The sequence below is a fragment of the Crossiella sp. CA198 genome (assembly GCF_052078295.1).
Taxonomy (GTDB): Bacteria; Actinomycetota; Actinomycetes; order Mycobacteriales; family Pseudonocardiaceae; genus Crossiella.
Genome location: NZ_JBQJIM010000003.1, coordinates 277278 through 299664 on the forward strand (window position 1 = coordinate 277278; position 22387 = coordinate 299664).

23 protein-coding genes are annotated in these 22387 nt (G+C 71.4%); 9 read left to right on the forward strand and 14 right to left on the reverse strand.

Features of this window, described 5'->3' with window-relative positions:
• Positions 1–162: 162 nt before the first annotated feature.
• The 6 genes from pspM to rimO form a co-directional block, all read right to left on the reverse strand.
• Entirely contained in the window at positions 163–960 is a 798-nt protein-coding gene (pspM, locus tag ACTOWY_RS06355; RefSeq protein ID WP_441308659.1) for a phage shock envelope stress response protein PspM, read from the reverse strand.
• A gap of 8 nt (positions 961–968) precedes the next feature.
• Positions 969–1790 carry a PspA/IM30 family protein gene (locus tag ACTOWY_RS06360; RefSeq protein WP_283660888.1) on the reverse strand — a complete coding sequence of 274 codons (822 nt, stop codon included), beginning with the start codon at positions 1788–1790 and terminating at the stop codon, positions 969–971.
• Positions 1791–2077: 287 nt separating this feature from the next.
• The gene (locus ACTOWY_RS06365) at positions 2078–2533 is read right to left on the reverse strand and encodes a helix-turn-helix domain-containing protein (RefSeq protein ID WP_441308660.1); all 456 of its coding nucleotides are present in this window, start codon (positions 2531–2533) and stop codon (positions 2078–2080) included.
• Between the two features lie 111 nt (positions 2534–2644).
• Entirely contained in the window at positions 2645–3136 is a 492-nt protein-coding gene (locus ACTOWY_RS06370) for a CinA family protein (RefSeq protein ID WP_441308661.1), read from the reverse strand.
• On the reverse strand, positions 3133–3741 hold the full coding sequence (pgsA, locus tag ACTOWY_RS06375; RefSeq protein WP_441308662.1) for a CDP-diacylglycerol--glycerol-3-phosphate 3-phosphatidyltransferase: 609 nt from the start codon (positions 3739–3741) through the stop codon (positions 3133–3135). The genes ACTOWY_RS06370 and pgsA overlap by 4 nt, the downstream gene beginning before the upstream one ends.
• Positions 3738–5183, reverse strand: coding sequence for a 30S ribosomal protein S12 methylthiotransferase RimO (gene rimO, locus ACTOWY_RS06380; protein ID WP_441308663.1), 1446 nt, complete (start codon positions 5181–5183; stop codon positions 3738–3740). Before rimO ends, pgsA begins: the two co-directional genes overlap by 4 nt.
• A 393-nt stretch (positions 5184–5576) precedes the next feature.
• Between rimO and ACTOWY_RS06385 the strand changes: the two genes are divergently transcribed.
• Both ACTOWY_RS06385 and ACTOWY_RS06390 read left to right on the forward strand, forming a co-directional pair.
• Complete coding sequence (locus tag ACTOWY_RS06385) at positions 5577–6080, forward strand: amino-acid N-acetyltransferase (protein WP_308301104.1); 504 nt, start codon at positions 5577–5579, stop codon at positions 6078–6080.
• Positions 6081–6220: 140 nt separating this feature from the next.
• Positions 6221–6664, forward strand: coding sequence for a phospholipase (locus ACTOWY_RS06390; protein ID WP_441308664.1), 444 nt, complete (start codon positions 6221–6223; stop codon positions 6662–6664).
• Between the two features lie 112 nt (positions 6665–6776).
• On the opposite strand, the gene ACTOWY_RS06395 is transcribed toward ACTOWY_RS06390, so the two are convergent.
• The gene (locus ACTOWY_RS06395; RefSeq protein ID WP_441308665.1) at positions 6777–9269 is read right to left on the reverse strand and encodes a DNA translocase FtsK; all 2493 of its coding nucleotides are present in this window, start codon (positions 9267–9269) and stop codon (positions 6777–6779) included.
• 126 nt (positions 9270–9395) lie between these two features.
• On the opposite strand from ACTOWY_RS06395, the gene ACTOWY_RS06400 reads away from it, so the two are divergent.
• Positions 9396–10226, forward strand: a complete 831-nt coding sequence (locus ACTOWY_RS06400) for a lysophospholipid acyltransferase family protein (protein WP_441308666.1) — start codon at positions 9396–9398, stop codon at positions 10224–10226.
• A 241-nt stretch (positions 10227–10467) separates the two neighbouring features.
• On the opposite strand, the gene ACTOWY_RS06405 is transcribed toward ACTOWY_RS06400, so the two are convergent.
• From ACTOWY_RS06405 to thyX, 5 genes are all read right to left on the reverse strand, one after another.
• On the reverse strand, positions 10468–12162 hold the full coding sequence (locus tag ACTOWY_RS06405) for a ribonuclease J (RefSeq protein ID WP_441308667.1): 1695 nt from the start codon (positions 12160–12162) through the stop codon (positions 10468–10470).
• Complete coding sequence (dapA, locus tag ACTOWY_RS06410) at positions 12162–13073, reverse strand: 4-hydroxy-tetrahydrodipicolinate synthase (RefSeq protein WP_441308668.1); 912 nt, start codon at positions 13071–13073, stop codon at positions 12162–12164. Before dapA ends, ACTOWY_RS06405 begins: the two co-directional genes overlap by 1 nt.
• 93 nt (positions 13074–13166) lie before the next feature.
• Positions 13167–13784, reverse strand: a complete 618-nt coding sequence (locus ACTOWY_RS06415; RefSeq protein ID WP_441308669.1) for a TIGR03085 family metal-binding protein — start codon at positions 13782–13784, stop codon at positions 13167–13169.
• 31 nt (positions 13785–13815) lie between these two features.
• A complete protein-coding gene (locus ACTOWY_RS06420) occupies positions 13816–14364 on the reverse strand; it encodes a hypothetical protein (RefSeq protein WP_441308670.1) in 549 nt (182 codons plus the stop codon).
• Positions 14365–14374: 10 nt separating this feature from the next.
• Complete coding sequence (thyX, locus tag ACTOWY_RS06425; protein WP_441308671.1) at positions 14375–15127, reverse strand: FAD-dependent thymidylate synthase; 753 nt, start codon at positions 15125–15127, stop codon at positions 14375–14377.
• 109 nt (positions 15128–15236) lie between these two features.
• On the opposite strand from thyX, the gene ACTOWY_RS06430 reads away from it, so the two are divergent.
• Entirely contained in the window at positions 15237–15797 is a 561-nt protein-coding gene (locus ACTOWY_RS06430; protein ID WP_441308672.1) for a toxin-antitoxin system HicB family antitoxin, read from the forward strand.
• 22 nt (positions 15798–15819) lie between these two features.
• Complete coding sequence (locus ACTOWY_RS06435) at positions 15820–16728, forward strand: DUF4097 family beta strand repeat-containing protein (protein WP_441308673.1); 909 nt, start codon at positions 15820–15822, stop codon at positions 16726–16728.
• Between the two features lie 45 nt (positions 16729–16773).
• On the opposite strand, the gene ACTOWY_RS06440 is transcribed toward ACTOWY_RS06435, so the two are convergent.
• A complete protein-coding gene (locus ACTOWY_RS06440) occupies positions 16774–18009 on the reverse strand; it encodes a winged helix-turn-helix domain-containing protein (RefSeq protein ID WP_441308674.1) in 1236 nt (411 codons plus the stop codon).
• Positions 18010–18190: 181 nt separating this feature from the next.
• Between ACTOWY_RS06440 and ACTOWY_RS06445 the strand changes: the two genes are divergently transcribed.
• Positions 18191–18952 carry a S1 family peptidase gene (locus ACTOWY_RS06445; protein WP_441308675.1) on the forward strand — a complete coding sequence of 254 codons (762 nt, stop codon included), beginning with the start codon at positions 18191–18193 and terminating at the stop codon, positions 18950–18952.
• Positions 18953–19202: 250 nt separating this feature from the next.
• Positions 19203–20081: a S1 family peptidase gene (locus ACTOWY_RS06450; RefSeq protein ID WP_441308676.1), complete on the forward strand. Its 879-nt coding sequence runs from the start codon at positions 19203–19205 to the stop codon at positions 20079–20081.
• A 67-nt stretch (positions 20082–20148) separates the two neighbouring features.
• Here ACTOWY_RS06450 and ACTOWY_RS06455 read toward each other — a convergent pair whose 3' ends face one another.
• Positions 20149–21192, reverse strand: coding sequence for a methyltransferase (locus ACTOWY_RS06455; RefSeq protein ID WP_441308836.1), 1044 nt, complete (start codon positions 21190–21192; stop codon positions 20149–20151).
• Between the two features lie 91 nt (positions 21193–21283).
• Here ACTOWY_RS06455 and ACTOWY_RS06460 point away from each other — a divergent pair, with 91 nt between their 5' ends.
• A complete protein-coding gene (locus ACTOWY_RS06460; RefSeq protein WP_441308677.1) occupies positions 21284–21844 on the forward strand; it encodes a GNAT family N-acetyltransferase in 561 nt (186 codons plus the stop codon).
• A gap of 56 nt (positions 21845–21900) precedes the next feature.
• Positions 21901–22380 (forward strand): VTT domain-containing protein, encoded by a 480-nt coding sequence (locus ACTOWY_RS06465; RefSeq protein WP_441308837.1) that lies wholly within the window; start codon positions 21901–21903, stop codon positions 22378–22380.
• Positions 22381–22387: the final 7 nt, after the last annotated feature.

The window sequence follows — 22387 nt, forward strand, 5'->3', positions numbered from 1 at the left end:
GCGCTCCCGTTCGTGCGGGGGATACTGCCACGCGACGTACAGGGAATGGTCGAACAGACGCGCCGATATCACACGTTTGCACGAAACATTTCTCAGCAGTCCCGCTTTTCGGCGGAACAAAGCTACTCCCCGTGAGGTCCAGAGGGAGTCCGTGCCGCCGGCTCAGAACCGGCCGCTCGCCAGTTCGCGTAACGCGGCGGCCAGTCCGGCGAGGTGGTCGGTGGCATCTTCCAGGGCCTGTCGCGGCGCGGCCGTGCTGCTCGCCGCGACCGCTCGTCCCGCGGTGGCGACCAGCCCGCAGTAGCCGTCGACTCCCTCGTCCAGTTCGGTGCGCAGCCGGCGGACCTCATCGGAGAGCTGGCCGCGCTCCAGCGCGGGCGCGGTGTCCCGCGCGAGTTCCACCGCCCGGAGTTGCTGACCCACCGCGCGCACCGCCGAGGCGGCCTCCGCCGCGGTGGCCCTGGAGTACTCGACCGTCTCCAGCGACAGCGGCGCCAGGCCGTTGTGCGGAGCGGACAACTGACGCAGCAACTCGTCCAGGGTGGTCTCGGCCGCGGCCAGCCGCTGCATGGGTTCCCGCGCCATCGAGGAGGTCGGCGGCAGCCGCGGTGGCGGCGGCGCGGCGGCCGCGGGCAACGGCGTCCGGTACAACCGGATCGACCGCAGCCCGGAACTCACCGCGCCGACCAGCGAGACCACCGCCACCGAGCCGAAACCGGCCTCGGTCCACTCGAGCGCGGCAGGGTTGCTGCCGATGAAGAACGCGATCGTGCCGGTGATCGCCGCCGCGGTGCTGGAGACGGTCAGCGTGCGGGTTGCCCGCCGCCGGCGCCGCAACAGCTTGGCGCGCGGATCCTGCCACGCGGCGAGCTTGCGCCGCACCTTGTCCATCGGTCCACTGAGCTGCTGGCTGACCAGCTGCCCGACCTGACGGCGCAGCTCGTCCCGTGGCGACGTCACCGGCTACCTCACGCCTGGCCCTGCGGGTTCTGGTACGGGGCGGTCTGCTGCGGGGCAGGCGCCGGCGCTGCCGCCTGCTGCCCCGACGTGACCTCACCCGCGACCGGACCGCCCCGCATGGAGGCCCGCAACTGCTCCAGCCGGGAAGCGCCAGCCATGTCCACAGTGGACTGCTGCACCTCCAGCATCCGGCCCTGGATGGAGTTCTGCGCCAGCTCGGCCGAGCCCAGCGCGGTCGCGTAGCGGCGCTCGATCTTCTCGCGCACCTCTTCCAGCGACGGCGTGTTGCTCGGCGCGGCCAGTTCGGTCATCTGCCGGAGCGAACTGGACACCTGCTCCTGCATCTTCGCCTGCTCCAGCTGGCTGAGCAGCTTGGTGCGCTCGGCGATCTTCTGCTGGAGCACCATGGCGTTGCGCTCCACGGCCTGCTTGGCCTGGCCCGCGGCGCCGATCGCCTGGTCGTGCATGCCCTTGAGGTCCTCCACCGACTGCTCGGCGGTGACGAGCTGGGTGGCGAACGCCTGGGCGGTGTCCTCGTACTCCTGTGCCTTCTTCAGGTCACCGGCGGCGCGGGCCTGGTCCGCGAGGACCAATGCCTGCCGCGCGGAAGCCTGCAGCTTCTCGACCTCACCCAACTGGCGGTTCAGCTTCATCTCCAGCTGACGCTGGTTGCCGATGACCGCCGCGGCCTGCTGGGACAGGGCCTGGTGCTGACGCTGCGCTTCCTCGATGGCCTGCTGAATCTGCACCTTCGGGTCGGCGTGCTCGTCGATCTTCGACGAGAATGCCGCCATCAGGTACTTCCAGAACTTCACGAACGCGTTGGCCATCTCCTCCGCCTGCCTTCTCCGTGCGACCCGTCCCCCACACACAGGAGGTGACCGGCGCTCAACCCAGTGCTGGTGCCCATCGTGTCAGGTACCGCCACGCCGTTCCACTGACCCCCGCGGAAGTCAGGGTCCTCCCTGATCAAGTCAAGGGTCCGCCGGAGCTGACCCGGAACCTGGGGCGTACGCCTTTTATACCCTTGTTCGAATGGGCGCCGGTCCGACTCAGCGCAAATGAGACCGCCAGGCTGAGACGAATCTCAGCCTGGCGGATGACTCGGCCGGCGTTCTCAGGCCGCGACCACCACCCCGGCCGTGGCGTGCGGCCCGGTGATCGGGCTGTTGAGCTGATGCCGCAGCAGCGGTTGCAGCCGCAGCTCGGCCAGGTCCTCGCCGAGGGCGGGGGCCACCAGCCGGCCACCACCGAAGCCGGACTCGCCCGCACCCGCCCGGCTGGGCGTGCGGGTGGCGGCCTCGACGGTGTCGGGCACCGTGTCGGGCACGGTGAACTCGCCGAGGCGGACATCCGCGGCGACCTCACCCAGCAGGGCGGACAGGGGTAAGTCGAGTGCCTCGCAGATCGAGGCGAGCAGCTCGCTGGACGCTTCCTTGCGCCCGCGTTCCACTTCGGAGAGGTAGCCGAGGCTCACCCGCGCGAGCCGGGACACCTCGCGAAGCGTCCGACGTTGGGCGGTGCGGGTACGGCGCAGCCGCTCGCCGATCGCCTCACGCAGCAGCACGGTCATCGCGTGCCTCCTTTCGGCCAGGCCCGTGAGGCCCACGGTACCGAGCGCGACGGTCGCTCAGTGGCGATCACAGGGATACTTCGCCAAGAGCGAACGGAGTTCCTTCCCCGATCATTCCCGGACGAGGGGGCCGAGCGCATCCTGGAGTAACTCCAGGGCACCCAGCACAGCGCCCGCGCGTACCGCGGCCCGGTCCCCGGTCAGGGCGAGCGTGCGCATCGTCACATCGGCCGGGCCGGCCAGTCCGAGGTGCACGACGCCCGGCTCGATCCCGTCCTGCGGGTCCGGCCCGGCCACACCGGTCAGCCCCAGCCCCCAGGTCGCCGCACAGCGCTCGCGGGCGCCCACGGCCAGCTGGACGGCCACCTCCGGGTGCACCGCGCCGCGTGCGGCCAGCAGCCCCGAGGAGACCCCGGCCAGGGTGTGCTTGAGATCGGTCGCGTAGACCACCAGCCCGCCGCGCAGCACCGCGCTGGCGCCCGGCACGGTGGCGAGGGTCGCGCTGACCAGCCCAGCGGTCAGCGATTCGGCGGTGGCCACGGTCTGCCCGCGCGCCCGCAACGCGCCGACCAGCGCGAACGCCAGGTCCTCCGCGCCGCTCACCGACCGGCCCGGAGCCGGACCGCCTGCACCACGTAGTCGACCGCGGTGCCCACGGTCAGCACCAGCGCCAGGCCCATCATGGTCCACAGCAGCGGCCCGAACACCTCGGGCAGCGGCAGCACGTACAGCCCGATCGCCACCACCTGGGCCAGCGTCTTGGCCTTGCCGCCGCGGCTGGCCGGGATGACGCCGAAGCGGATCACCCAGAACCGCAGCACGGTGATGCCCAGTTCCCTGGCCAGGATGACGATGGTGACCCACCAGGGCAGGTCGCCGAGCACGCTCAGCCCGATCAGCGCGGCGCCGGTGAGCGTCTTGTCCGCGATCGGGTCGGCGATCTTGCCGAAGTCGGTGACCAGGCCGTGCTTGCGGGCCAGCACCCCGTCGATGCGGTCGGTGATGGCGGCCAGCGCGAAGATCCCCCAGGCCACCCAGCGCCAGCCCGCCTCGTGCCCGCCCCCGGCGAAGAGGGCGACCACGAACACCGGGACCAGCACCAGCCGGGAGATGGTCAGCAGGTTGGCGATGTTGAGGATCGGGACGGCGGGCAGTGCCCGGTCCGCCAGGTGATCCCCACGGTCAGCTTCCTGACCGGCAGAGCTCACGTCCCGCTCCGCGGCAGGACCTCGATCTGCTCGACCACCAGGTCCACCCCCTCGGCCGCGATGACCCGGCACCGCACCAGGTCGCCGATCCTGAGCCCCTCGGGTTCGTGCACCACACACTCGCCGTCGACCTCCGGCGCCTGGTGCGCGGCCCGGCCGGAGCAGTGCATCTCCTCGGTCTCCTCGTGCTCGATGAGCACCACGACCTCGTCGCCGACCCGGTCCTCCGCGCGCTGCGCGATCAGCTCGTCGACCAGCTGGGAGACCCGGTGCACCCGCTCGCCGACCACGTCCGGATCGACCTTGTCCGGCAGGTTCTCGGCCTCGGTGCCGTCCTCGTCGGAGTAGCCGAACACGCCGACCGCGTCCAGCCGCGCCTCGGTGAGGAAGCGCTCCAGCTCGGCCAGGTCCGCCTCGGTCTCGCCGGGGAAGCCGACGATGACGTTGGTGCGGATGCCCGCGGACGGGGACAGCGCCCGGATCTGCTTGACCAGGTCGAGGAAGGACTCGGTGCTGCCGAAGCGCCGCATCCGGCGCAGCACGGACTCGCTGGAGTGCTGGAAGGAGAGGTCGAAGTAGTCGGCCACCCCCGGGGTGGTGGCGATGGCCTTGACCAGGCCGGGCCGGGTCTCGGCTGGCTGCAGGTAGGACACCCGCACCCGGTCGATGCCGGGCACCGCTGCCAGTCGCGGCAGCAGCGCCTCCAGCGCGCGCACGTCGCCGAGGTCCTTGCCGTAGGAGGTGGAGTTCTCGCTGACCAGGAAGACCTCGCGGGCGCCGTGCTGGGCCAGCCAGGCGGCCTCGCCCAGGATCTCCTCGGCGGTGCGGGAGACGAAGGCGCCGCGGAAGGACGGGATGGCGCAGAAGGTGCAGCGCCGGTCACAGCCGGAGGCGATCTTGAGCGCGGCCACCGGGGCGTTGTCCAGGCGGCGGCGCTGCACGTTGGTGGGCAGCCAGCCGTGGCCGGGCACGGACAGGTTGTCCGCGGCCTGCGGGCGCTGCACGGGGGTGATCGGCAGCAGCGTGCGCCGGTCCACCGGGGTGTGCGATTCGACGCTGCGCCCGGCGACCACGTCGTCCAGCCGCGCGGCCAGGTCCGGGTAGTGGTCGAAGCCCAGCACCGCGCTGGCCTCGGGCAGCTGGTCGGCCAGCTCCTTGCCGTAGCGCTCGGCGAAGCAGCCCACCGCCACGACCTTGGCCCCGGTGTCGGAGGCGGCCAGCAGCATGTCGATGGAGTCCTTCTTGGCGCCCTCGACGAAACCGCAGGTGTTCACCACGATCACGTCGGCGTCCTCGGCCCCGCCGTCGGCCTCGGCGCCGGTGTCGACCAGGTCCCAGCCGCCCGAGGTCAGCCGGCCGGCGAGTTCCTCGGAGTCGACTTCGTTGCGCGCGCAGCCGAGGGTGAGCAACGCGACCCGGCGGGAGGTGGACGGTGAAGACACGTCGATCAGGGTAACCGTCGTCCACCATGATCAAGTCCGCGGCGTCACCCCGTGGCGGCGCGGGCGGCGGGGCCGGAGTTCGAGCCGGTGCCGAGGTTGCCTCGATCGGGTGGCGAAACCAGCGAACACCACCGGTCTGACTGAACCTGGGTGTCCGGTTCCGTCGCGCGCCCCCGGCTCCGGCCGGGCGGAAGAAGTAGCCGCGCCTTACCTAGTCGCGCTCGGTCACCGCCCGATCGGCGTTGTTGATCTCCAAGTTGGCCCGGACCTGCTCCGGACCTACCGTCGAGGGCGAAGCGCGGGGCGGCGCGGAAAGCAAAGTAGTGAGAGGAAGAAGACTTGAGGGGAACGGAACGGAGCCTTTCCGTGCCGAAGCGATTACGTTGATCTGTCGTGAGTGACGCGATCACCGTGCGACGCGCGCGGACGCGGGACGTGCGGTCCATGAAGGCCCTCGTGGACCTGTACGCGAGCAAGGACATCCTGCTCGAGAAGGACCTGGTGACCCTGTATGAGTCGGTGCAGGAGTTCTGGGTCGCGGAACTGGAGGGGTCGCTCGTGGGCTGCGGCGCCCTGCACGTGCTGTGGGAGGACCTGGCCGAGATCCGCACGGTGGCGGTGGATCCCAGCGCCCGCGGCAAGGGCGTCGGTGGCGCGATCGTGCGCCAGCTGGTGGACGTGGCCAACCAGCTGGGGCTGATGCGGATCTTCGTGCTGACCTTCGAGGCGCATTTCTTCCAGCGGCACGGCTTCGTCGAGATCCAGGGCACCCCGGTGACCGCGGAGATCTATGAGGAGATCCGGCGTTCCCCGGACGCCGGCGTGGCCGAGTTCCTGGACCTGCCCTACGTCAAGCCCAACACCCTGGGCAACACCCGCATGCTGCTGGAGCTGTGATCGGCGAAAGTGATCATGAAGTGAGCCAGGTCACAACGTAGTCAAGCCTTCACTCAATCTTCGAACGGAGTGCAGCCAGCGGCCGCTACCGCCCGGTAGGAACCTCACGTGTAGTTCACACCACAGAACTGGGGTTCACCGTGAACAATTCCCCTGCCGGGATCCGCAAGGTTCTCACCAGCGCACTGGTCGCGATCGCCGCCACCTTCGGCCTGCTCGCCGGGTCGGGTGTGGCGCAGGCCGTCGACATCAGGGCGGTCACCGACAGCTACATGTTCAGCAAGTCGCTCGGCGAGTTCTCCACGATCCGCAACCAGCGGCCGTACAACGGCCAGCTCGACTGGTCCTCGGACGCCTGTTCCTGGTCGCCGGACAAACCGGTCGGCTTCAACTTCACCCCGGCCTGCCACCGGCACGACTTCGGCTACCGGAACTTCAAGAAGCAGGGCCGCTGGAACGCCGACGCGAAGCTGCGGGTGGACAACAAGTTCAAGTCCGACCTCTACGGCATCTGCAAGGGCAACTGGGCCTGCAACCGCATCGCCGACCTGTACTACGCGGCCGTCCGCCGCTGGGGCACGTGAGCCCCGCGCAACGCACCGCTGAGCTGAACCGCTGACGAGAACGGACCCGGGCCGCATTCCCTGCGTGGCCCGGGTCCGTTCTCATCTGCTCTCGGTTCTCGTCTCGCCTGGCTCAGTCCTGCTCCGCCGGGGCGCTGCCGCCGCCACCGCGGAGCAGGTACAGCACCGAGTCCAGCTCGTCCGGCTTGATCAGCACCTCGCGGGCCTTGGAGCCCTCGGACGGGCCGACCACGCCGCGGGTCTCCAGCAGGTCCATCAGCCTGCCCGCCTTGGCGAAGCCGACCCGCAGCTTGCGCTGCAGCATCGAGGTGGAGCCGAACTGACTGGTTACGATCAGCTCGGTGGCCTGCACCAGCAGTTCGAGGTCGTCGCCGATGTCCGGGTCGATCTCCTTGGCCTCGCCCGGCTTGGCCGCGGTGACGTTGTCGGCGTAGTCGGGCTGGGCCTGGTCCTTGGTGTAGTTGACGATCGCGGTGATCTCGTCGTCGCCGACGTAGGCGCCCTGCACCCGCACCGGCCGGGAGGCGCCCATCGGCAGGTACAGGCCATCGCCCATGCCGATCAGCTTCTCCGCGCCGGGCTGGTCCAGGATGACCCGGGAGTCGGTCAGCGAGGAGGTCGCGAAGGCCAGCCGGGACGGCACGTTCGTCTTGATCAGGCCGGTGACCACGTCCACCGAGGGCCGCTGGGTGGCCAGCACCAGGTGGATGCCTGCCGCGCGGGCCTTCTGGGTGATCCGCACGATCGCGTCCTCGACATCGCGCGGCGCGGTCATCATCAGGTCGGCCAGCTCGTCGACGATGGCCAGGATGTACGGATAGGGCCGGTACACGCGTTCGCTGCCCAGCGGCGCGGTGATCTCGCCGGTGCGCACCTTGGCGTTGAAGTCGTCGATGTGCCGGACCCGGTTGACCTGCATGTCCTGGTAGCGCTGCTCCATCTCCTCGACCAGCCAGGCCAGCGCCGCGGCGGCCTTCTTGGGCTGGGTGATGATGGGCGTGATCAGGTGCGGGATGCCCTCGTACGGGGTCAGTTCCACCATCTTCGGGTCGATCAGGATCATCCTGACCTCCTCCGGGGTGGCCCTGGCCAGCAGCGAGACCAGCATCGAGTTGACGAAGCTGGACTTACCGGAGCCGGTGGAGCCCGCGACCAGCAGGTGCGGCATCTTGGCCAGGTTCGCGGTGACCATGTGGCCCTCGATGTCCTTGCCAAGGCCGATCACCAGCGGGTGCTGGTCGGAGACCGCGGTGGTGGACTTGAGCACATCGGCCAGCCGCACCATCTCGCGGTCGCTGTTGGGCACCTCGATGCCGACCGCGGACTTGCCGGGGATCGGCGCGAGCAGCCGCACGTTGTCCGTGGCCACCGCGTAGGCGATGGTCTTGGTCAGCGCGGTGATCTTCTCGACCTTCACCCCCGGACCGAGTTCGACCTCGTACCGGGTCACCGTCGGCCCCCGGGTGAACCCGGCGACCTGGGCGTCGATGGAGAACTGCTCCAGCACTCCGGTGATCGCCTCGATCATCGAGTCGTTGGCCTTGCTGCGCGCCTTGGGCGGGTCGCCGTCCTTGAGCAGCGTGGTCGGCGGCAACTGGTAGTCGCCCTCGACCTCGCGGACCAGGTCCAGCCGGGTCTGCTGGGGTTTCGCCGGGGGCGGCGGCTCGGCGGCGGCCGCGGCGGCGACCTTGCTCGGCCGGGCCGGTTTGGCCGGCGTGGGCGCGACCAGGTCCAGGCCGGAGTCGGGCGCCTCGGCGTCCTCGCTCATGGTGGCCTGACGACGGCGGGAGGGCCGGCGCAAGCGCACCTTGGCCGCCTCGGCCGCGTCCAGATCGGGCTCGTCCTCGGCGGCTTCGTCCTCGTCGTCCTCGCGCAGGCCGGTCAGCTCACGCAGCCGGTTGGGCACCTCGCGCACCGGGGTGCCGTCGAGCACCAGCACGCCGTAGACCGCGATCAGCATCAGCAGCGGCACCGCGACCCAGCCGCTCAGCCCGCGGGCGAGCGGATCGCCCGCCAGGTAACCGAGTTCGCCACCGGCCCACCAGCGCGATTCCAGGGTCTCCGGGCGGCCGGAGAAGATGTGCAGCAGGCCGAGCACGGGCAGTGTGACCAGCAGCGCACCGACCACTAGGCTGGGGCGGCGTTCGGGCTGCGGGTCCGAGCGCATCAGCACCACCGCGACCACGGTCAGCACCAGCGGCAGCACCACCACGCCCGCGCCGACCACGGTGCGCACGCCGATCTCCACCCAGCGCCCGACCGGTCCGCCCGCGTGCCAGTAGGCCCCGGCGGCCACGATCACCGCGGCGGCGATGAAGACCAGCGCCAGTCCGTCCCGGCGGTGACCGGGGTCGAGTTCCTTGGTGCGGCCCATCGCGCGGGCCATGCCGCCGACGCCCTTGGCGATCAGTCCCCAGCCGCCGCGCACACCGCGAGTGATCGCGCCGCCGCCACTGGGCTTCGGTTTCGCCTTGGGCCTGCCCTTGGCCGCAGCACGCTTGGCGGGCGCCTTGGCCGTGGATTTCCCACGTGACCTGGACGAACTCGCACGGGCACGGGAGGAGCCGCCGCCTCCCCTCTTCGAGGCCGCTGTTCGGTTCGCCATGCTCCACACGGTAGTCGGCTCGCCCCTTCCGTCACAGTCGTCACTCCCGTCACAGGAGCCTCAGTCATGACGAATTAGGAAGTGGTGGGGTCGCGAGGTTGGGCGGCATGCGATGCTGCACCTGTCATGGTTGCTCTGCATTCGGTTCCAGACGAGCCGACACGCCGGTCGGCTCCGGCCCGTCGGTCCTCCAGGCTCTGGCGGGCCTTGATGGCCGCGGATCGCGCCCTCGTCGCCCTCACCGGAAAACTCGTGGTCACCGGGGAAGTCCCGGCTGAGCTGCGCGGACGCCCGGTGTTGCTGGCCTCCAACCACATCGGCGTCTTCGACGGCTTCGTGCTGGTCGCGGCCTGCCACAAGGCCGGGCTCGCGCCGTCGCTGATGTCCACCGGCGGCATCTTCGACGCCCCGATCGCCGGCTGGGTGTGGCGGCGCTGCGGACATGTCCGGGTGGACCGCGGCAAGCGCACGGTCACCCAGGCCATGGACAGCGCGGTCCAGGCACTCGGCGACGGCCATTCGCTGCTCATCTACCCCGAAGGCCGGGTCACCCGTGACCCCGGCCTGTGGCCGGAACGCGGCAAGACCGGCGCGGCCCGGATCGCGCTCGCCGCCGGCGTGCCGGTGGTGCCGGTGAGCCAGTTCGGCGCGCACGAGGCGGTGATCTGGGGCACGTTGGTGGTCAGCAACTGGGCTGACTTCAAGCCGCTGATGATGTCCTGGTTCCGCGCGGTGCGGAACCGCCCGACCTTCCGCGTGCACTTCGGCGCCCCACCGGACCTGTCGGACCTGTCCCCGGCCAAGCCGGGCGACGCCGCCCGCGCCCGGGACCGGATCATGCGCGAGATCGCCAAGGGCATGATCGGCATCCGCCCCGGCGAGCTGGAGAAGCTGAAGTTCCACGACGCGACCCGGCCCACCGAGTCCCGCAGTCCGTGGACGCCGGACCAGCTCTGACCCACCCGCGCTGACCGACACCCGCTCACCGACACCCGCTGACCGCAGTCACGCGTCCGGCCGCCCTCCCTCCCGGAGTGCGGCCGGTGTGCGCTGTGGATTCGGTCGCAGACCCGGAAAACGGGTTACCTGGAGAACCGTTCGCACCGCCCGCTCGACGCGTCGAGGGCCGCTGGTGATTACCAGCGGCCCTCGACGAACGTCATGCGGCGGTCCTGGCTCTGCGCCGGACCCCCGTCGCTCAGACCGGAATGACGGTGGGCACGATCATCGGACGACGACGATAGGTCTCGGCGACCCACCGCCCGACCACCCGGCGCACCGACTGGGCGATGCGGTGCGGATCGGTGATGTTCTCCGCCTCGGTGCGCGCCAGCTCCATCTCCACCAGCGGGACCACCTGGTCCAGTGCCTTCGGGTCGTCGGAGAAGCCGCGCCCGGACACCGTCGGCGGGGTGACCGCCCGGCCGGTGGCGGACTCGACGGCGACGACGATCGCGATGAACCCGCCCTCACCGAGCACCAGCCGGTCGGACAGGGTGGACTCGCCGACGTCGCCAACGGAGAGACCGTCCACGTAGACGTGCCCGACCTCGACCCGCCCGACGATGCTCGCCGCGCCGTCGATGAGGTCCACGACGACACCGTCCTCGGCGATGACCACCCGCTCCGGGGGCACCCCGGTCAGCGTGGCCAGTTCGGCGTTGGCGCGCAGGTGCCGCCACTCACCGTGCACCGGCATGACGTTGCTCGGCCGGACCGCGTTGTACAGGTACAGCAACTCGCCCGCGGAGGCGTGCCCGGAGACGTGCACCTTGGCCGTGCCCTGGTGCACGACCTGCGCACCGAGCCGGACCAGGCCGTTGACCACGCCGAACACCGCGGTCTCGTTGCCAGGGATGAGCGAGCTGGCCAGCACGACCATGTCCCCGGCGCGGATGCTGATCTGCCGGTGCTCGCCGCGGGCCATCCGGGACAGCGCGGACAGCGGCTCGCCCTGCGACCCAGTGGAGACGAACACCACCTGGTCCTCGGGCAGCTGCATGGCCTCGTCCAAGTCCGCCAGCAGCCCCTCTGGCACGGTGAGCAGGCCCAGGTCGGCGGCGATGCCCATGTTGCGGACCATCGAGCGGCCGACGAAAGTCACCCGGCGCCCATGCGCGGCGGCCACGTCCAGCACCTGCTGCACCCGGTGCACGTGGCTGGCGAAACAGGCCACGATGACCCGCTGCTTGGCCTTGCCGATCACCCCGTCGAGCACCGGCCCGATCTGGCGTTCCGGCGTGACGAACCCGGGCACCTCGGCGTTGGTCGAGTCGACCAGGAACAGGTCCACGCCCTCGTCGCCGAGCCGGTGGAAACCGGCCAGGTCGGTGAGCCTGCCGTCCAGTGGGAGCTGGTCCAGCTTGATGTCACCGGTGTGCAGGACCAGCCCGGCCTCGGTGCGGATGGCCACCGCGAGCGCGTCCGGGATGGAGTGGTTGACCGCGAGGAACTGCAGCTCGAACGGCCCGAAGCTGCGGTGCTCGCCCTCCACCACCTCGATCAGCACCGGGTTCTGCCGGTGCTCCTTGCACTTGGCGGCCAGCAGCGCGAGGGTGAACCGGGAGCCGACCACCGGCAGGTCCGGCCGCAACCGCAGCAGGAACGGCACCGCGCCGATGTGGTCCTCGTGCCCGTGGGTGAGCACCAGCGCGTCGATGTCGTCCAGCCGGGATTCCAGCGCGCGGAAATCCGGCAGGATCAGGTCCACGCCGGGCGCGTCGTCCTCGGGGAAGAGCACGCCGCAGTCCACGACGAGCATCCGCCCGGCGTGCTCGAAGACGGTCATGTTGCGGCCGACTTCGCCGATGCCGCCGAGGGCGACCACTCGAAGTCCGCCGTCGGGCAGCGGGCCCGGCTTGTTGGTGGGCAGCACTGCCGCGATGTCGATCACTAGCGGGAAACCTCCACATCCGCGGCGCGCAGAGCCGCCGCAACCAGCTCGACCTGCTCCGGGGTGGCGGGCGGCAGCGGCAACCTGGGGTTGCCCACTTCGATGCCCTGCAACCGCAGCGCGGCCTTGCTGAAGATCACGCCGCCGAGCTTGGCGAACGCGGCATAGATCGGCAACAGCGCGGTGTGCACCGCGCGTGCCCCGGCCACATCGCCCGACTCGTAGGCGCGCAGCATGCGCACCAGCTTGTCCGGCACGACGTGGCCGATGACGCTGGCGAACCCGACCCCGCCGACGGAGAGCCAGGGCAGGTTGAGCACGTCGTCACCGGAGTAGTAGGCCAGCCCGGTCTCGGCCATCACCTGGGTGCCCGCGGTCAGATCGCCCTTGGCGTCCTTGACCGCGACGATCCGCGGGTGCTCGGCGAGCTTGCGGAAGGTGTCCACCTCGATCGGCACGATGCTGCGCGGCGGGATGTCGTAGAGCATCACCGGCAGCTCGGTCGCGTCGGCCACCGCGCTGAAGTGCGCGAACAGGCCGGACTGCGGCGGGCGCGAGTAGTACGGGGTCACCACGAGCACGCCGTGCGCGCCCGACTTGGCCGCCTCCATGGCCAGGTGCACGCTGTGCGCGGTGTCATAGGTGCCGACGCCGGTGATCACCGCGGCGCGGTCGCCCACGACATCGGCCACGGCCCGGACCAGTTCGGCCTTCTCGGTGTCGGAGGTCGTCGGGGATTCGCCGGTGGTGCCGTTGAGGACCAGGCCGTCGCAACCCTTGGCGACCAGGTGGGCGGCCAGTTTCTGGGCCGCGTCGAGGTCGAGAGCTCCTGCGGCGTCGAAGGGCGTCACCATGGCGACAAGCACCTGGCCGAACGGCCGGCCAGGTTGTGCGGTGGGGCATGCGGTCATGGTCTGGAACGCTACAACGCTTTCGATCCCGCCCTGACCGCGCGGCCCCCGTTTGCCGCAGTTCACATGCCACGCCGCGAATGCTCCGGCGAGTCACATGCTGCGGTCGAGATTCTCCACCACGGCCACCGCGCGCGGGTCACCCCGCAGTTCCACCCTGGCCTGTTCCCGCCCGAAAGAGTGCAGCAGCAGCTCGGCGGGCTCGCCCACGATGGTCACCGGGCTCGGCCCGTTCTTGATCACCGCGCGCTGCCCGTCCGGGCGGGCCAGCGCCAGGCCGACCGGGCTCTTGCGGTAGGTCAGCCGGGCCGACATCCGGACCGTGCGCCACAGCGGTTCCTGGTCCAGCTCCCGCGGCTCCCAGTCGGGCTGGGCCCGCCGGACGTCCTCGTGGTGGATGAAGTACTCGGCGCCGTTGACCAGGTCTTCCAGGCCGGGCAGGCCGTAGGGGGAGTACCAGGGCGGGCCGGTGCGGACCAGGTCGACCAGCTCGGCCCACGGTTTGGCGGCGAAGGCCTCCTGCACCCGCTGGGTGTGCCCGGCGAAGGCGCTCAGCGCGATGCCGGGGGCCGCGTCCAGGCGACGCTCCCGCAGCACCAGGTGCGCGGCCAGGTCCCGGGTGGTCCACTCCCCGCACAGGGTCGGCACGTCCGGCCCGACCGCGGTGAACAGCTCGACCAGTTCCCGGCGTTCCGTCCGCGCGATGCCCATGCCGCCACCCTACAACCGGACCGCCGGTCCGCTACGTCGGCTCGACGGTGAGCACCGCCACCTGCTCGCCGTGCCGGTTGCCGAAGCGGCCGCGTTCTGTCCAGCCCCAGCGCAGGTAGGCGGCGTGCGCGGGCGCGGATGGCCAGGCCAGCAGCCAGCCACCGCGGCCGTCGAGCACCGCACGCGCGATCGCCCGCCCCAGCCCCTCGCCCTGCCGGTCCGGGTGCACGAACAACTCGATCAGCTCGAACCGGCCGGGCAGCAGCTCGTGCGCGACCGGCTCGCCGCCGATGGCCTCGGCCACCGTGGCGTAGAGCCGCGCGAACGGACTGTCCGGCACGTGCAGACCGGGCGGGGTCACCCAGCCCCAGCCCGCGCCGAGCACGGTGTCGTCCGCGTCGAGGGCCAGCACCGCGGTCGCGCCGGGCTGGGCCGCGGCGAAGCCCAGCGTGTTCAGCGCGCGGTCGACCTTGGCCAGGTCGTAGGAGTACGGCGCCGTCGCGAACGCGGCCGCGTAGGCCGTGGCCACTCGCGGTGCCAGCCCGGCCAGCGCGGCCCCGGTCAGCGGTTCCAGCCGCATCCGCGCGGACTCAGCCCTCGGTGACCAGCGGGCTGGAGGCGACCTCGGTGCCGTCGGCCAGCGTGGAGATCTCGAAGTCGCTGAAGACGTTCGCCGCGACCTTGTGCAGCTGGCGCAGGCACTCCACGGCCAGCGCGCGGATCTCCACGTCGGCGTGCTCGGTGGCGCGCATCGCGATGAAGTGCCGCCAGGCGCGGTAGTTGCCGGTGACCACGATGCGGGTCTCGGTGGCGTTGGGCAGGATCGCCCGCGCCGCCTGCCGCGCCTGCTTGCGGCGCAGGGTGGCGTTCTTGACGTCGGCGAACTTGCGCTCCAGGCCCTCGAGCAGCTCGTTGTAGGCGGCCACGCTGGCCTCGGCGGCGGCCAGGAACATCCGGTGCAGCTCGGGGTCCTCGGCGATGACGTCCGGCTCGACCATCGCGGCGTCCCGCTCGGGCACGTAGCGCTGGGAGAGCTGGGAGTAGGAGAAGTGCCGGTGCCGGATCAGCTCGTGGGTGAGCGAGCGGGACAGGCCGGTGAAGTAGAAGCTGACCGAGCCGTGCTCGAGCACGGACAGGTGGCCGACCTCCAGGATGTGCCGCAGGTAGCCGGCGTTGGAGGCGGTGGCCGGGTTCGGCTTGCTCCAGGACTGGTAGCAGGCGCGGCCGGCGAACTCCGCGAGCGCCTCGCCGCCGTCGGCGTCGGTGGACCACGGCACGTCGGCCGGCGGGAAGAACTCGGTCTTCCCAATGAGCTGAACCTTCGGCTGCACCGTCTGAGTCACGGCGAACACAGTAGTTCGCCTTGTCAGCGGCGCGCAGCAGACCCCGCTGACAGCACCTCGCCGTCACGACCTCCTTGACTGACATCACTCGTGACGCCATAGTGGCGTCATGGATCTCACGAGCTACGTCAACGGACTGCGGGAGGACCTGACCACCGCCGCCTCGGCCGGGGACGAGCAGACCCGGCGCACCGCGGCCCTGCTGGCCGCCGCGCTGGAGCCGGCGGCTCGGCTGGCCATCATGAACGCGCTCTCCGACCTGGCCGCCGAGGTCACCGCGACACTGGACGGGCAGCTGGTGGACGTGCGCCTGGACGGCAGGGACGTGCGCGTCGTGGTCACTCCCGCGGCTGGTCAGCGCCGGTCTCCCGCCGCGGATTCGGTGCCGCCACCGCCTCCGCCGCCACCGCCGTTCTCCCCGCTCGGCGAGGGCGGCGACATCAGCCGGATCACGCTGCGGCTGTTCGAGGAACTCAAGGGCAAGGCGGAGAAGGCGGCCAACGCCCAGGGCGTGTCGCTGAACTCCTGGTTGTCCCAGGCGGTGCAGGGCGCTCTGCACGGGCAGGGCACGGACGATCGGTCGCGACGTCACGAGTGGCGTCAGCAGCGGCGCAGCGAACAGCGGGGCGAGGCGACCAACAGCCGGTTGCGCGGCTGGGTCCAGGGCTGAGGACAGAGGGGTGGATGTGATCATGACTGAGGCCAGCACCGGTCCCGCCGCGACCAGGGTCGAGGAGTTCGCCGCCGAGGGACCGGCCGAAGTGCACGTGGAGATCGGCTCCGGCCGGATCGAGGTGCGACTGACCGACCAACCCGGGGTGCACGTGCGGCTCACGCACGACCCGTCCGCGGCCACCGGCTTCGGCAACCAGCTCACCGGCCTGCTCAGCTGGGTAACCGACCAGTTCGGCTCGGCGGGCGCGACCCGCGACCCGGCCGATGTCGGCGCCGAGGTGCTGCGCCGCACCACGGTGGAGTTCACCGGCAACCGGCTGCGCGTGCGCACCCCGTCGGACCTGCCGTTGCGCCTGGTGCCGGTGAAGGTCGAGGTGCAGGCGCCCAACGGCTCGCACCTGACCGCGCACAGCGGCTCCGGCGATGTCACCGTCACCGGCGCCGCGAACCGGCTCGACGTCAACACCGGCACCGGGCAGATCTCGGTGGATCGGGCCGACGGCGCCGCCTCGGTCAACGCCGGTTCCGGCGGCGTCCGGCTCGGTCCGATGCTCGGCGGGCTGCGCGCCCGCAGCGGCAGCGGCGACCTGGAGGTCTCCTCGGTCGGCGGTCCGAGCGAACTGACCACCAGCCGCGGCAGCGTGTGGCTGGGCGCGGTGCAGGCCGATGTGCGGGTGCGCACCGGCACCGGCGACCTGACCGTGGCCGACGCCGCCGAAGGCAAGCTGGAACTGCGCACCGGCTCGGGTGAGCTGCGCATCGCGATCCGGCCGGGCGTGGCCGCCGAGCTGGACCTGGAGTCCAGCTACGGGCAGGCGCGCAGCGAACTGGAGGTCCGCGGCGACACCCCGCCGGAGGACCTGCCGCTGCGCATCACCGGCCGCACCGGCTACGGCAACGTCGTGGTGACGACCTCCTCCTGGTAGGTCGCCACCGTTCGGGCTGCCCCGGGGGTGGTGGCAGTCGGGGGATCAGCGGAGCGCGGCGGCCAGGTCCTTGGCCAGGTCGCCGCGCCCGCCGACCGCCACACCGGAAAGCCCCAGCCAGTCCGCCATCAGCGTCAGCTCGTCGGCCAGTTCGGCGATCACCCGCGCCCGCGGCGGCTTGTCCGGCCCGTCCTCCAGGAACGCCCCTGGCACCCGCAGCAGCCCGGCGGCCCGGTCCGCCTTGAGGTCCACCCGCGCGGACAACCGCTCCTCCAGCAGGAGCGGGAACACGTAGTAGCCGTGCACTCGCTTGGGCGCGGGCACGTAGATCTCGATCCGGTAGTGGAAGTCGAACAGCCGCTCGGTGCGGGCCCGCTCCCAGATCAGCGGGTCGAACGGGCACAGCAGCGCCCGCGCGGCGACCGTGCGCGGAGTCCGCGCCCGCACGTGCCGATAGGCCTGCCTGCCCCAGCCGAGCACCTCGACCGGTTCCAGCTCCCCCTCCTCGACCAGCTCGGCCACCGCCTGCCGCGCACCGGCCACCGGCAGCCGGTAGTAGTCGCGCAGATCAGTCTCGGTGGCCACGCCCAGCGCCACCGCGGACCGCCGGATCAGCTCCCGGTGCGCGTCCGCCGCCGGCAGCTCCGCCTGGCTGAGGTACTCCGCCGGAATCACCCGTTCCGGCAGGTCGTAGAGCCGCTCGAAGGAACGCCGGGTACCGGTGGTCAGCCCGCCGACGGCGAAGAGGTACTCGCAGACCATCTTCACCTCCGAGCGCTCCCACCAGGCTCCCGGCCCGCGCCCCTGCCCGCCCAGCGCCTTCTCCAGCGCGCCCGCGCCGACCGGCCCCAGCTCCTTGACCGCGGCCAGCACGTCCTCGACCAGCGCGGGCGTGTCCACCGCGGCCTTCCAGTGCCTGCCGCGCAGCGATTCGTAGTGCCGCATCCGCCACCGGAACAGCGGCCAGTCGGCCACCGGGACCACGCTCGCCTCATGCGCCCAGTACTCCACCAGCAGCCGCGGCCGGCGCGCGCTGTGCGACCAGGCGGCCTCGTCGAGCAGCTCGGTCGGGTACGCGCCGAGCCTGCTGAACAGCGGCGCGTAGTGCGCGCGCACCGCGACGTTGACCGAGTCCAGCTGGATGAGCTGGGTCCGGTCCAGCACCCGTTGCAGGTGCCGCCGGGTCGGGGTCGCGGTGGGGCGGGGTTCGGCGAATCCCTGGGCGGCCAGGGCGGTCCGCCGGGCAGCGGCCGGGCTCATGGTCTGCACCCGGCGGATCATCGCAGCCACCCCTGACAAGACCGCCCGCCACCAACGTTTGTTCAAAACTCCGTGCCACACCCGCCGTTAGAGGGGTTCAGCCGAAAGTGTGACGGCACCCACACTCTGTCCGGTTTCACCATTCCGAACCGCCGCGCTCCCCTGCTCTCGCGCGCCGGTTCGCCGATCGAGGGGTTTGACCATGCGAGGGAAGAAGACCCTGCGTTCCATCCTGGCCACCATCGCGGTGAGCGGTTCCCTGCTGCTCGGCGCTCTGCCCGCCGCCGCCGCGCCCACGACCACCCAGGACGTGGACCCGCTCATCGTCGGCGGCGGATTCGTCAGCTCCGCCAAGCCGTGGATCTCCGCCCTGCACCGCAACGGCGGTTTCACCTGCACCTCCAGCATCATCGCGGCCCGCTGGGTGCTCACCGCGGCGCACTGCGTCGAGGCAGCCGGCACCTACTCGGTGCGGGTCGGCTCGCTGACCCGCAGCAGCGGCGGCACCACGGCCAACGCCACCCGGGTGATCAAGCACCCGAGCTACTCCTGGCCCAACGCCGACATCGCCCTGGTCGAGCTGGACCGCAGCATCAACACCACCTACTCGGTGCTTGCGACCAGCGCGGACATCGCCACCAACCAGGCGGCCACCGCCTACGGCTGGGGCTCGGAGAAGGCGGACTGGTCCGGCCCGCTGCCCGAGCGCCTGAAGTACGCCGACGGCAAGGTCTCCGACGCCAACTGCGCCTCGGCGAACCCGAGGGTGCTGTGCACCCAGACCAACGGCAGCATCGCCGGCGGCGACTCCGGCGGCCCGGTGTACGTGCGCAGCCCGCGCACCGGCCAGATGATCCAGGGCGGCGTGTGCGCCATCGGCCACAAGCCGGCCGGCAGCGGCTGGGCCGGCTACACCAACGTCGCGTTGTTCCGCACCTGGATCCGCTCCTACGCGGGCGTCTGACCGACCGAGGGGCAGCAAGGAAGGGCGTCATCCTGCCGGGTGGCGCCCTTCTGCCTGTCCCGGCCACTCCGCTTGTCCCGGCCGGCTCCGCCCGTCCAGAAGAACGGTTACCTGGAGAACCGTGTTTTCGACGATTTCCACGGTCCCTCCGAAGGGATCCGCTCCTCGCGCCGGGCTCGCACACTCGGCCCTGCGGCCAGGCTACCGCCGCCGCATCCCTGTGCGTGACCATCCCTGCGAAGGACCCACCATGCGAGGAACGACCAAGCTCCTGCGCGCCGCCGTGCTCGCCCTGTTCATCTGCGCGACCGCGGCCACCGCCAGTCCAGCCGCCACCGCCACCCCTGGCACGACCGCCGACGCCACCAACTCCGCCGCCACCACCGAGTCCACCACCGCTGACTCCACCACCACCGGCTCCACCACGGCCGCCGCTGACAACCCCACCATCGCCCACCCCCTGGCCCCCGACACCGCCGCCGCCCCGCCGGCCGCCGGCGACGCCGAGCCGTTCATCGTCCGCGGCGGCACCGTCACCCAGAACATCCCCTGGATCGTCTCGCTGGCCTACAACGGCAGCCACACCTGCACCGCCTCGATCATCGCGCCGCGCTGGGTGCTCACCGCGCGGCACTGCACCCAGCGCCCGGTCGCCAACTTCACCGTCCGGGTCGGCTCGCTCAAGCGCAGCAGTGGCGGCCAGACCGCCAAGGCCACCCGCCTGGTCAACTACAGCGGCCGCAACGACGTGAGCCTGGTGCAGCTCGACCGGGACATCAACACCACCTACTCGCGGCTCGGCGCGGCAGGCTCGGTGCGGGTCGGATCCGCCGACACCATCTACGGCTGGGGTGCGGACAAGTCCGACTGGTCCGGCCCGCTGCCGGAGAACCTCAAGTTCGCCACCGGCAGCGTCGCCTCGCTGGGCTGCGCCGGGGACAACACGCTGATCTGCGTGCGCAACAACGGCGAGGTCGCCGGCGGTGACTCCGGCGGTCCGATCATCGTCAACGGGGTGCAGGTCGGCGTGTGCTCGATCGGCCACAAGCCTACCCAGAACGACGGGTTCGGCGGCTACGCCGACATCACCGGCCTCCGCACCTGGATCAAGCAGATCTCCGGAGTGTGACCCGCACGACTTTTCGTCACGGTGACGGACGCGGGCGCGCGGGCCCGCGTCCGTCACCACCCCCGGCTCAGGCGGCCTGCGCCTCCAACAGGCGCAGCGCGGGCGAGCCCGGCAGCGGGTGCACCCCGACGAGGACCAGCCCGCTGTCGGCGAACACCCGGGCGAACTCGGCCAGCGTGCGCTCCCGGCCGGGAGTGAGCACGAGCATCTGGATATCGCTCATCGCCGCGTGCAACCCGCCCGCCCCGGCCGGATCCTCGGCGACCACCGGTTCGACCACGAGCACCCGTCCGTCCGGGCGCATCGCGGCGCGGCAGTTGCGCAGGATCCGCACTGAGTCCGCGTCCGACCAGTCGTGCAGGATGCTCTTGAGCAGGTACCCGCCCGCGCCCTCGGGCACCGAGACGAAGAAGTCCCCGGCCTGGGTGTCGGCGCGGTCGGCCACCGCCGCCGCGGCGAACACGCCGGTCGCGGCGCCGACCGCGGCCGCGGTGTCGAAGACGGTGCCGCGCAGTGCCGGGTAGGCCGACAGCAGCGCGGCAAGCAGGGTGCCGTCCCCGCCGCCGACGTCGATCAAGGTGCGCAGCGGCCCGAAGTCGTAGGCGCTGACCACGGCGGGCACGACCACCCGGGTCGAGCCCGCCATCACCCGGTGGAAGGCGGCCGCGGCGGCCGGATCCGCGTCCAGGTGCCGGAACAGCCCGTGGCCGTGCACGTGGTCGAAGGCGGTCTCGCCGGTGCGCACGGTGTGACCGAGTTCGGTCCAGGCGTGGCTGAGCACCGGATCGAGGGCGAGGTCGACGGCGCCGCGGGCCGAGCCGGGCACGTCGGCGCGCAGGTACTGGCCGAGTTCGCTGAGCCGCAGCAGGCCGTCGTGCTCCTCGATCAGCCCGAAGGCGATCAGCAACCGGCTCAGGCGGTACAGCGACGGCTCGTGCGATCTCGTCGCGGTCGCGAGTTCGGCGATCTCGCGGGGGCGCTCGGCGAGCAGTTCGGGCAGCCGCAGTTCGAGTGCCACGCGCAGCACGTGCGTGTAGGCGAAGCCGTAGGCGATCGGCAGCAGCTCGCCGGGCGAACGCGGCGCGACGGCGGAGTTCTCGGTGTCGGGCACCTCGGTCAAGACAACCCCCAGGAGTGTGATCTTGCTTTGGCTAGCCTTGCCTAAGTTATATCGCGGCAGGCAACCGGCTAGGTTGTCTCGCATGGCAGACGCCGCCGTCCGGCCCGCACTCCCCACTGACGCCGCCGAGATCGCCCGCATCCAACAGGTCACCTGGCAGACCGCCTACGCGGCGATCCTGCCCGCCGAGGTGCTGGCCGGGCTGGATGCCGAGGAGACCGAACGGCTGTGGCTGGAGGCGGTCACCGCGGGCCCGGCCACGGTGCTGGTGGCCACCGAGGGCGAGTGGGTGGTCGGCTTCTGCGCCGCCGGTCCGGCCCCCACCGAGGAGATCGCCGCCGCAGACGGCGCGCTGCCGGTGGACGCCGATTCGACCGCGTTGGTCAGCGTGCTGCTGGTGGAGCCCCGCTGGGGCCGCCGTGGCCATGCCGGCCGCCTGCTGGCCACGGCCGCCGCCCGGCTCCGGGAGCAGGGCGCCCAGCGCGGGGTGACCTGGGTGGCCGAGGCGGACCAGGCGTCGCTGAAGTTCTTCCGCTCCGCGGGCTGGGACACCGACGGCACCATCCGCACCCTGGACGCCGGCGGCAGGCCGCTGCGTGAACTCCGGCTGACGGGTTCTCTGGAGTTGTCCCTGGTGGAGTAAGTCGCCGCAGCTCACGGGTACGCTGGCGCCCGACGAGGCGGGAGCGCGGTGTGCTGATGTGGTTGGCGCTGAGCCTGGGCATGGGCATCGCCTCGGCGCTGATCCCCATCATCGTGCTCGAGGCGTACGTGCTCGCCGTGGTGCTGGCCCAGCCGCAACTGCCCTGGTGGGCGATGGGTCTGGTGGTGGCCGTCGGCCAGGTGGCGGGCAAACTGCTGTACTTCTACGCGGGCCGCGGCGACATCACCCTGCCGAAGTTCCTGCGCCGCGAACGCGATCCGGACCGCCCCAAGGGCAAGTGGAGCGCGCACGTGGACCGCTTCCGCGAAGTGTGCGCCCGCCGACCGGGCTGGTCGTACTCGGTGATGCTGCTGAGCGCGACCGCGAGTGTGCCGCCCTACGCCGCGATCGCGGTGATCGCCGGGGTCGCCAGGGTGTCCCTGCTGAACTTCGTCTCGGCCTGCCTGATCGGCCGCTTCGCCCGCTTCGCGGCGCTGGCTGCGGCACCGGCTCTGGTCAGCGGCTGGCTGTTCTGAGGCCGGA

Coding starts and splice junctions, on each gene's coding strand:
- ACTOWY_RS06415 (WP_441308669.1), bottom strand. CDS start 13,784: ATGGGCATCGCGCGGACGGAACGCCGGGAACTGGTCGAGCTGTTCACC.
- ACTOWY_RS06360 (WP_283660888.1), bottom strand. CDS start 1,790: ATGGCCAACGCGTTCGTGAAGTTCTGGAAGTACCTGATGGCGGCATTC.
- ACTOWY_RS06435 (WP_441308673.1), top strand. CDS start 15,820: ATGACTGAGGCCAGCACCGGTCCCGCCGCGACCAGGGTCGAGGAGTTC.
- ACTOWY_RS06465 (WP_441308837.1), top strand. CDS start 21,901: ATGTGGTTGGCGCTGAGCCTGGGCATGGGCATCGCCTCGGCGCTGATC.
- ACTOWY_RS06400 (WP_441308666.1), top strand. CDS start 9,396: ATGGTTGCTCTGCATTCGGTTCCAGACGAGCCGACACGCCGGTCGGCT.
- ACTOWY_RS06395 (WP_441308665.1), bottom strand. CDS start 9,269: ATGGCGAACCGAACAGCGGCCTCGAAGAGGGGAGGCGGCGGCTCCTCC.
- ACTOWY_RS06445 (WP_441308675.1), top strand. CDS start 18,191: ATGCGAGGGAAGAAGACCCTGCGTTCCATCCTGGCCACCATCGCGGTG.
- ACTOWY_RS06430 (WP_441308672.1), top strand. CDS start 15,237: ATGGATCTCACGAGCTACGTCAACGGACTGCGGGAGGACCTGACCACC.
- ACTOWY_RS06365 (WP_441308660.1), bottom strand. CDS start 2,533: ATGACCGTGCTGCTGCGTGAGGCGATCGGCGAGCGGCTGCGCCGTACC.
- ACTOWY_RS06420 (WP_441308670.1), bottom strand. CDS start 14,364: ATGCGGCTGGAACCGCTGACCGGGGCCGCGCTGGCCGGGCTGGCACCG.
- ACTOWY_RS06440 (WP_441308674.1), bottom strand. CDS start 18,009: ATGATCCGCCGGGTGCAGACCATGAGCCCGGCCGCTGCCCGGCGGACC.
- dapA (WP_441308668.1), bottom strand. CDS start 13,073: ATGACCGCATGCCCCACCGCACAACCTGGCCGGCCGTTCGGCCAGGTG.
- ACTOWY_RS06450 (WP_441308676.1), top strand. CDS start 19,203: ATGCGAGGAACGACCAAGCTCCTGCGCGCCGCCGTGCTCGCCCTGTTC.
- ACTOWY_RS06460 (WP_441308677.1), top strand. CDS start 21,284: ATGGCAGACGCCGCCGTCCGGCCCGCACTCCCCACTGACGCCGCCGAG.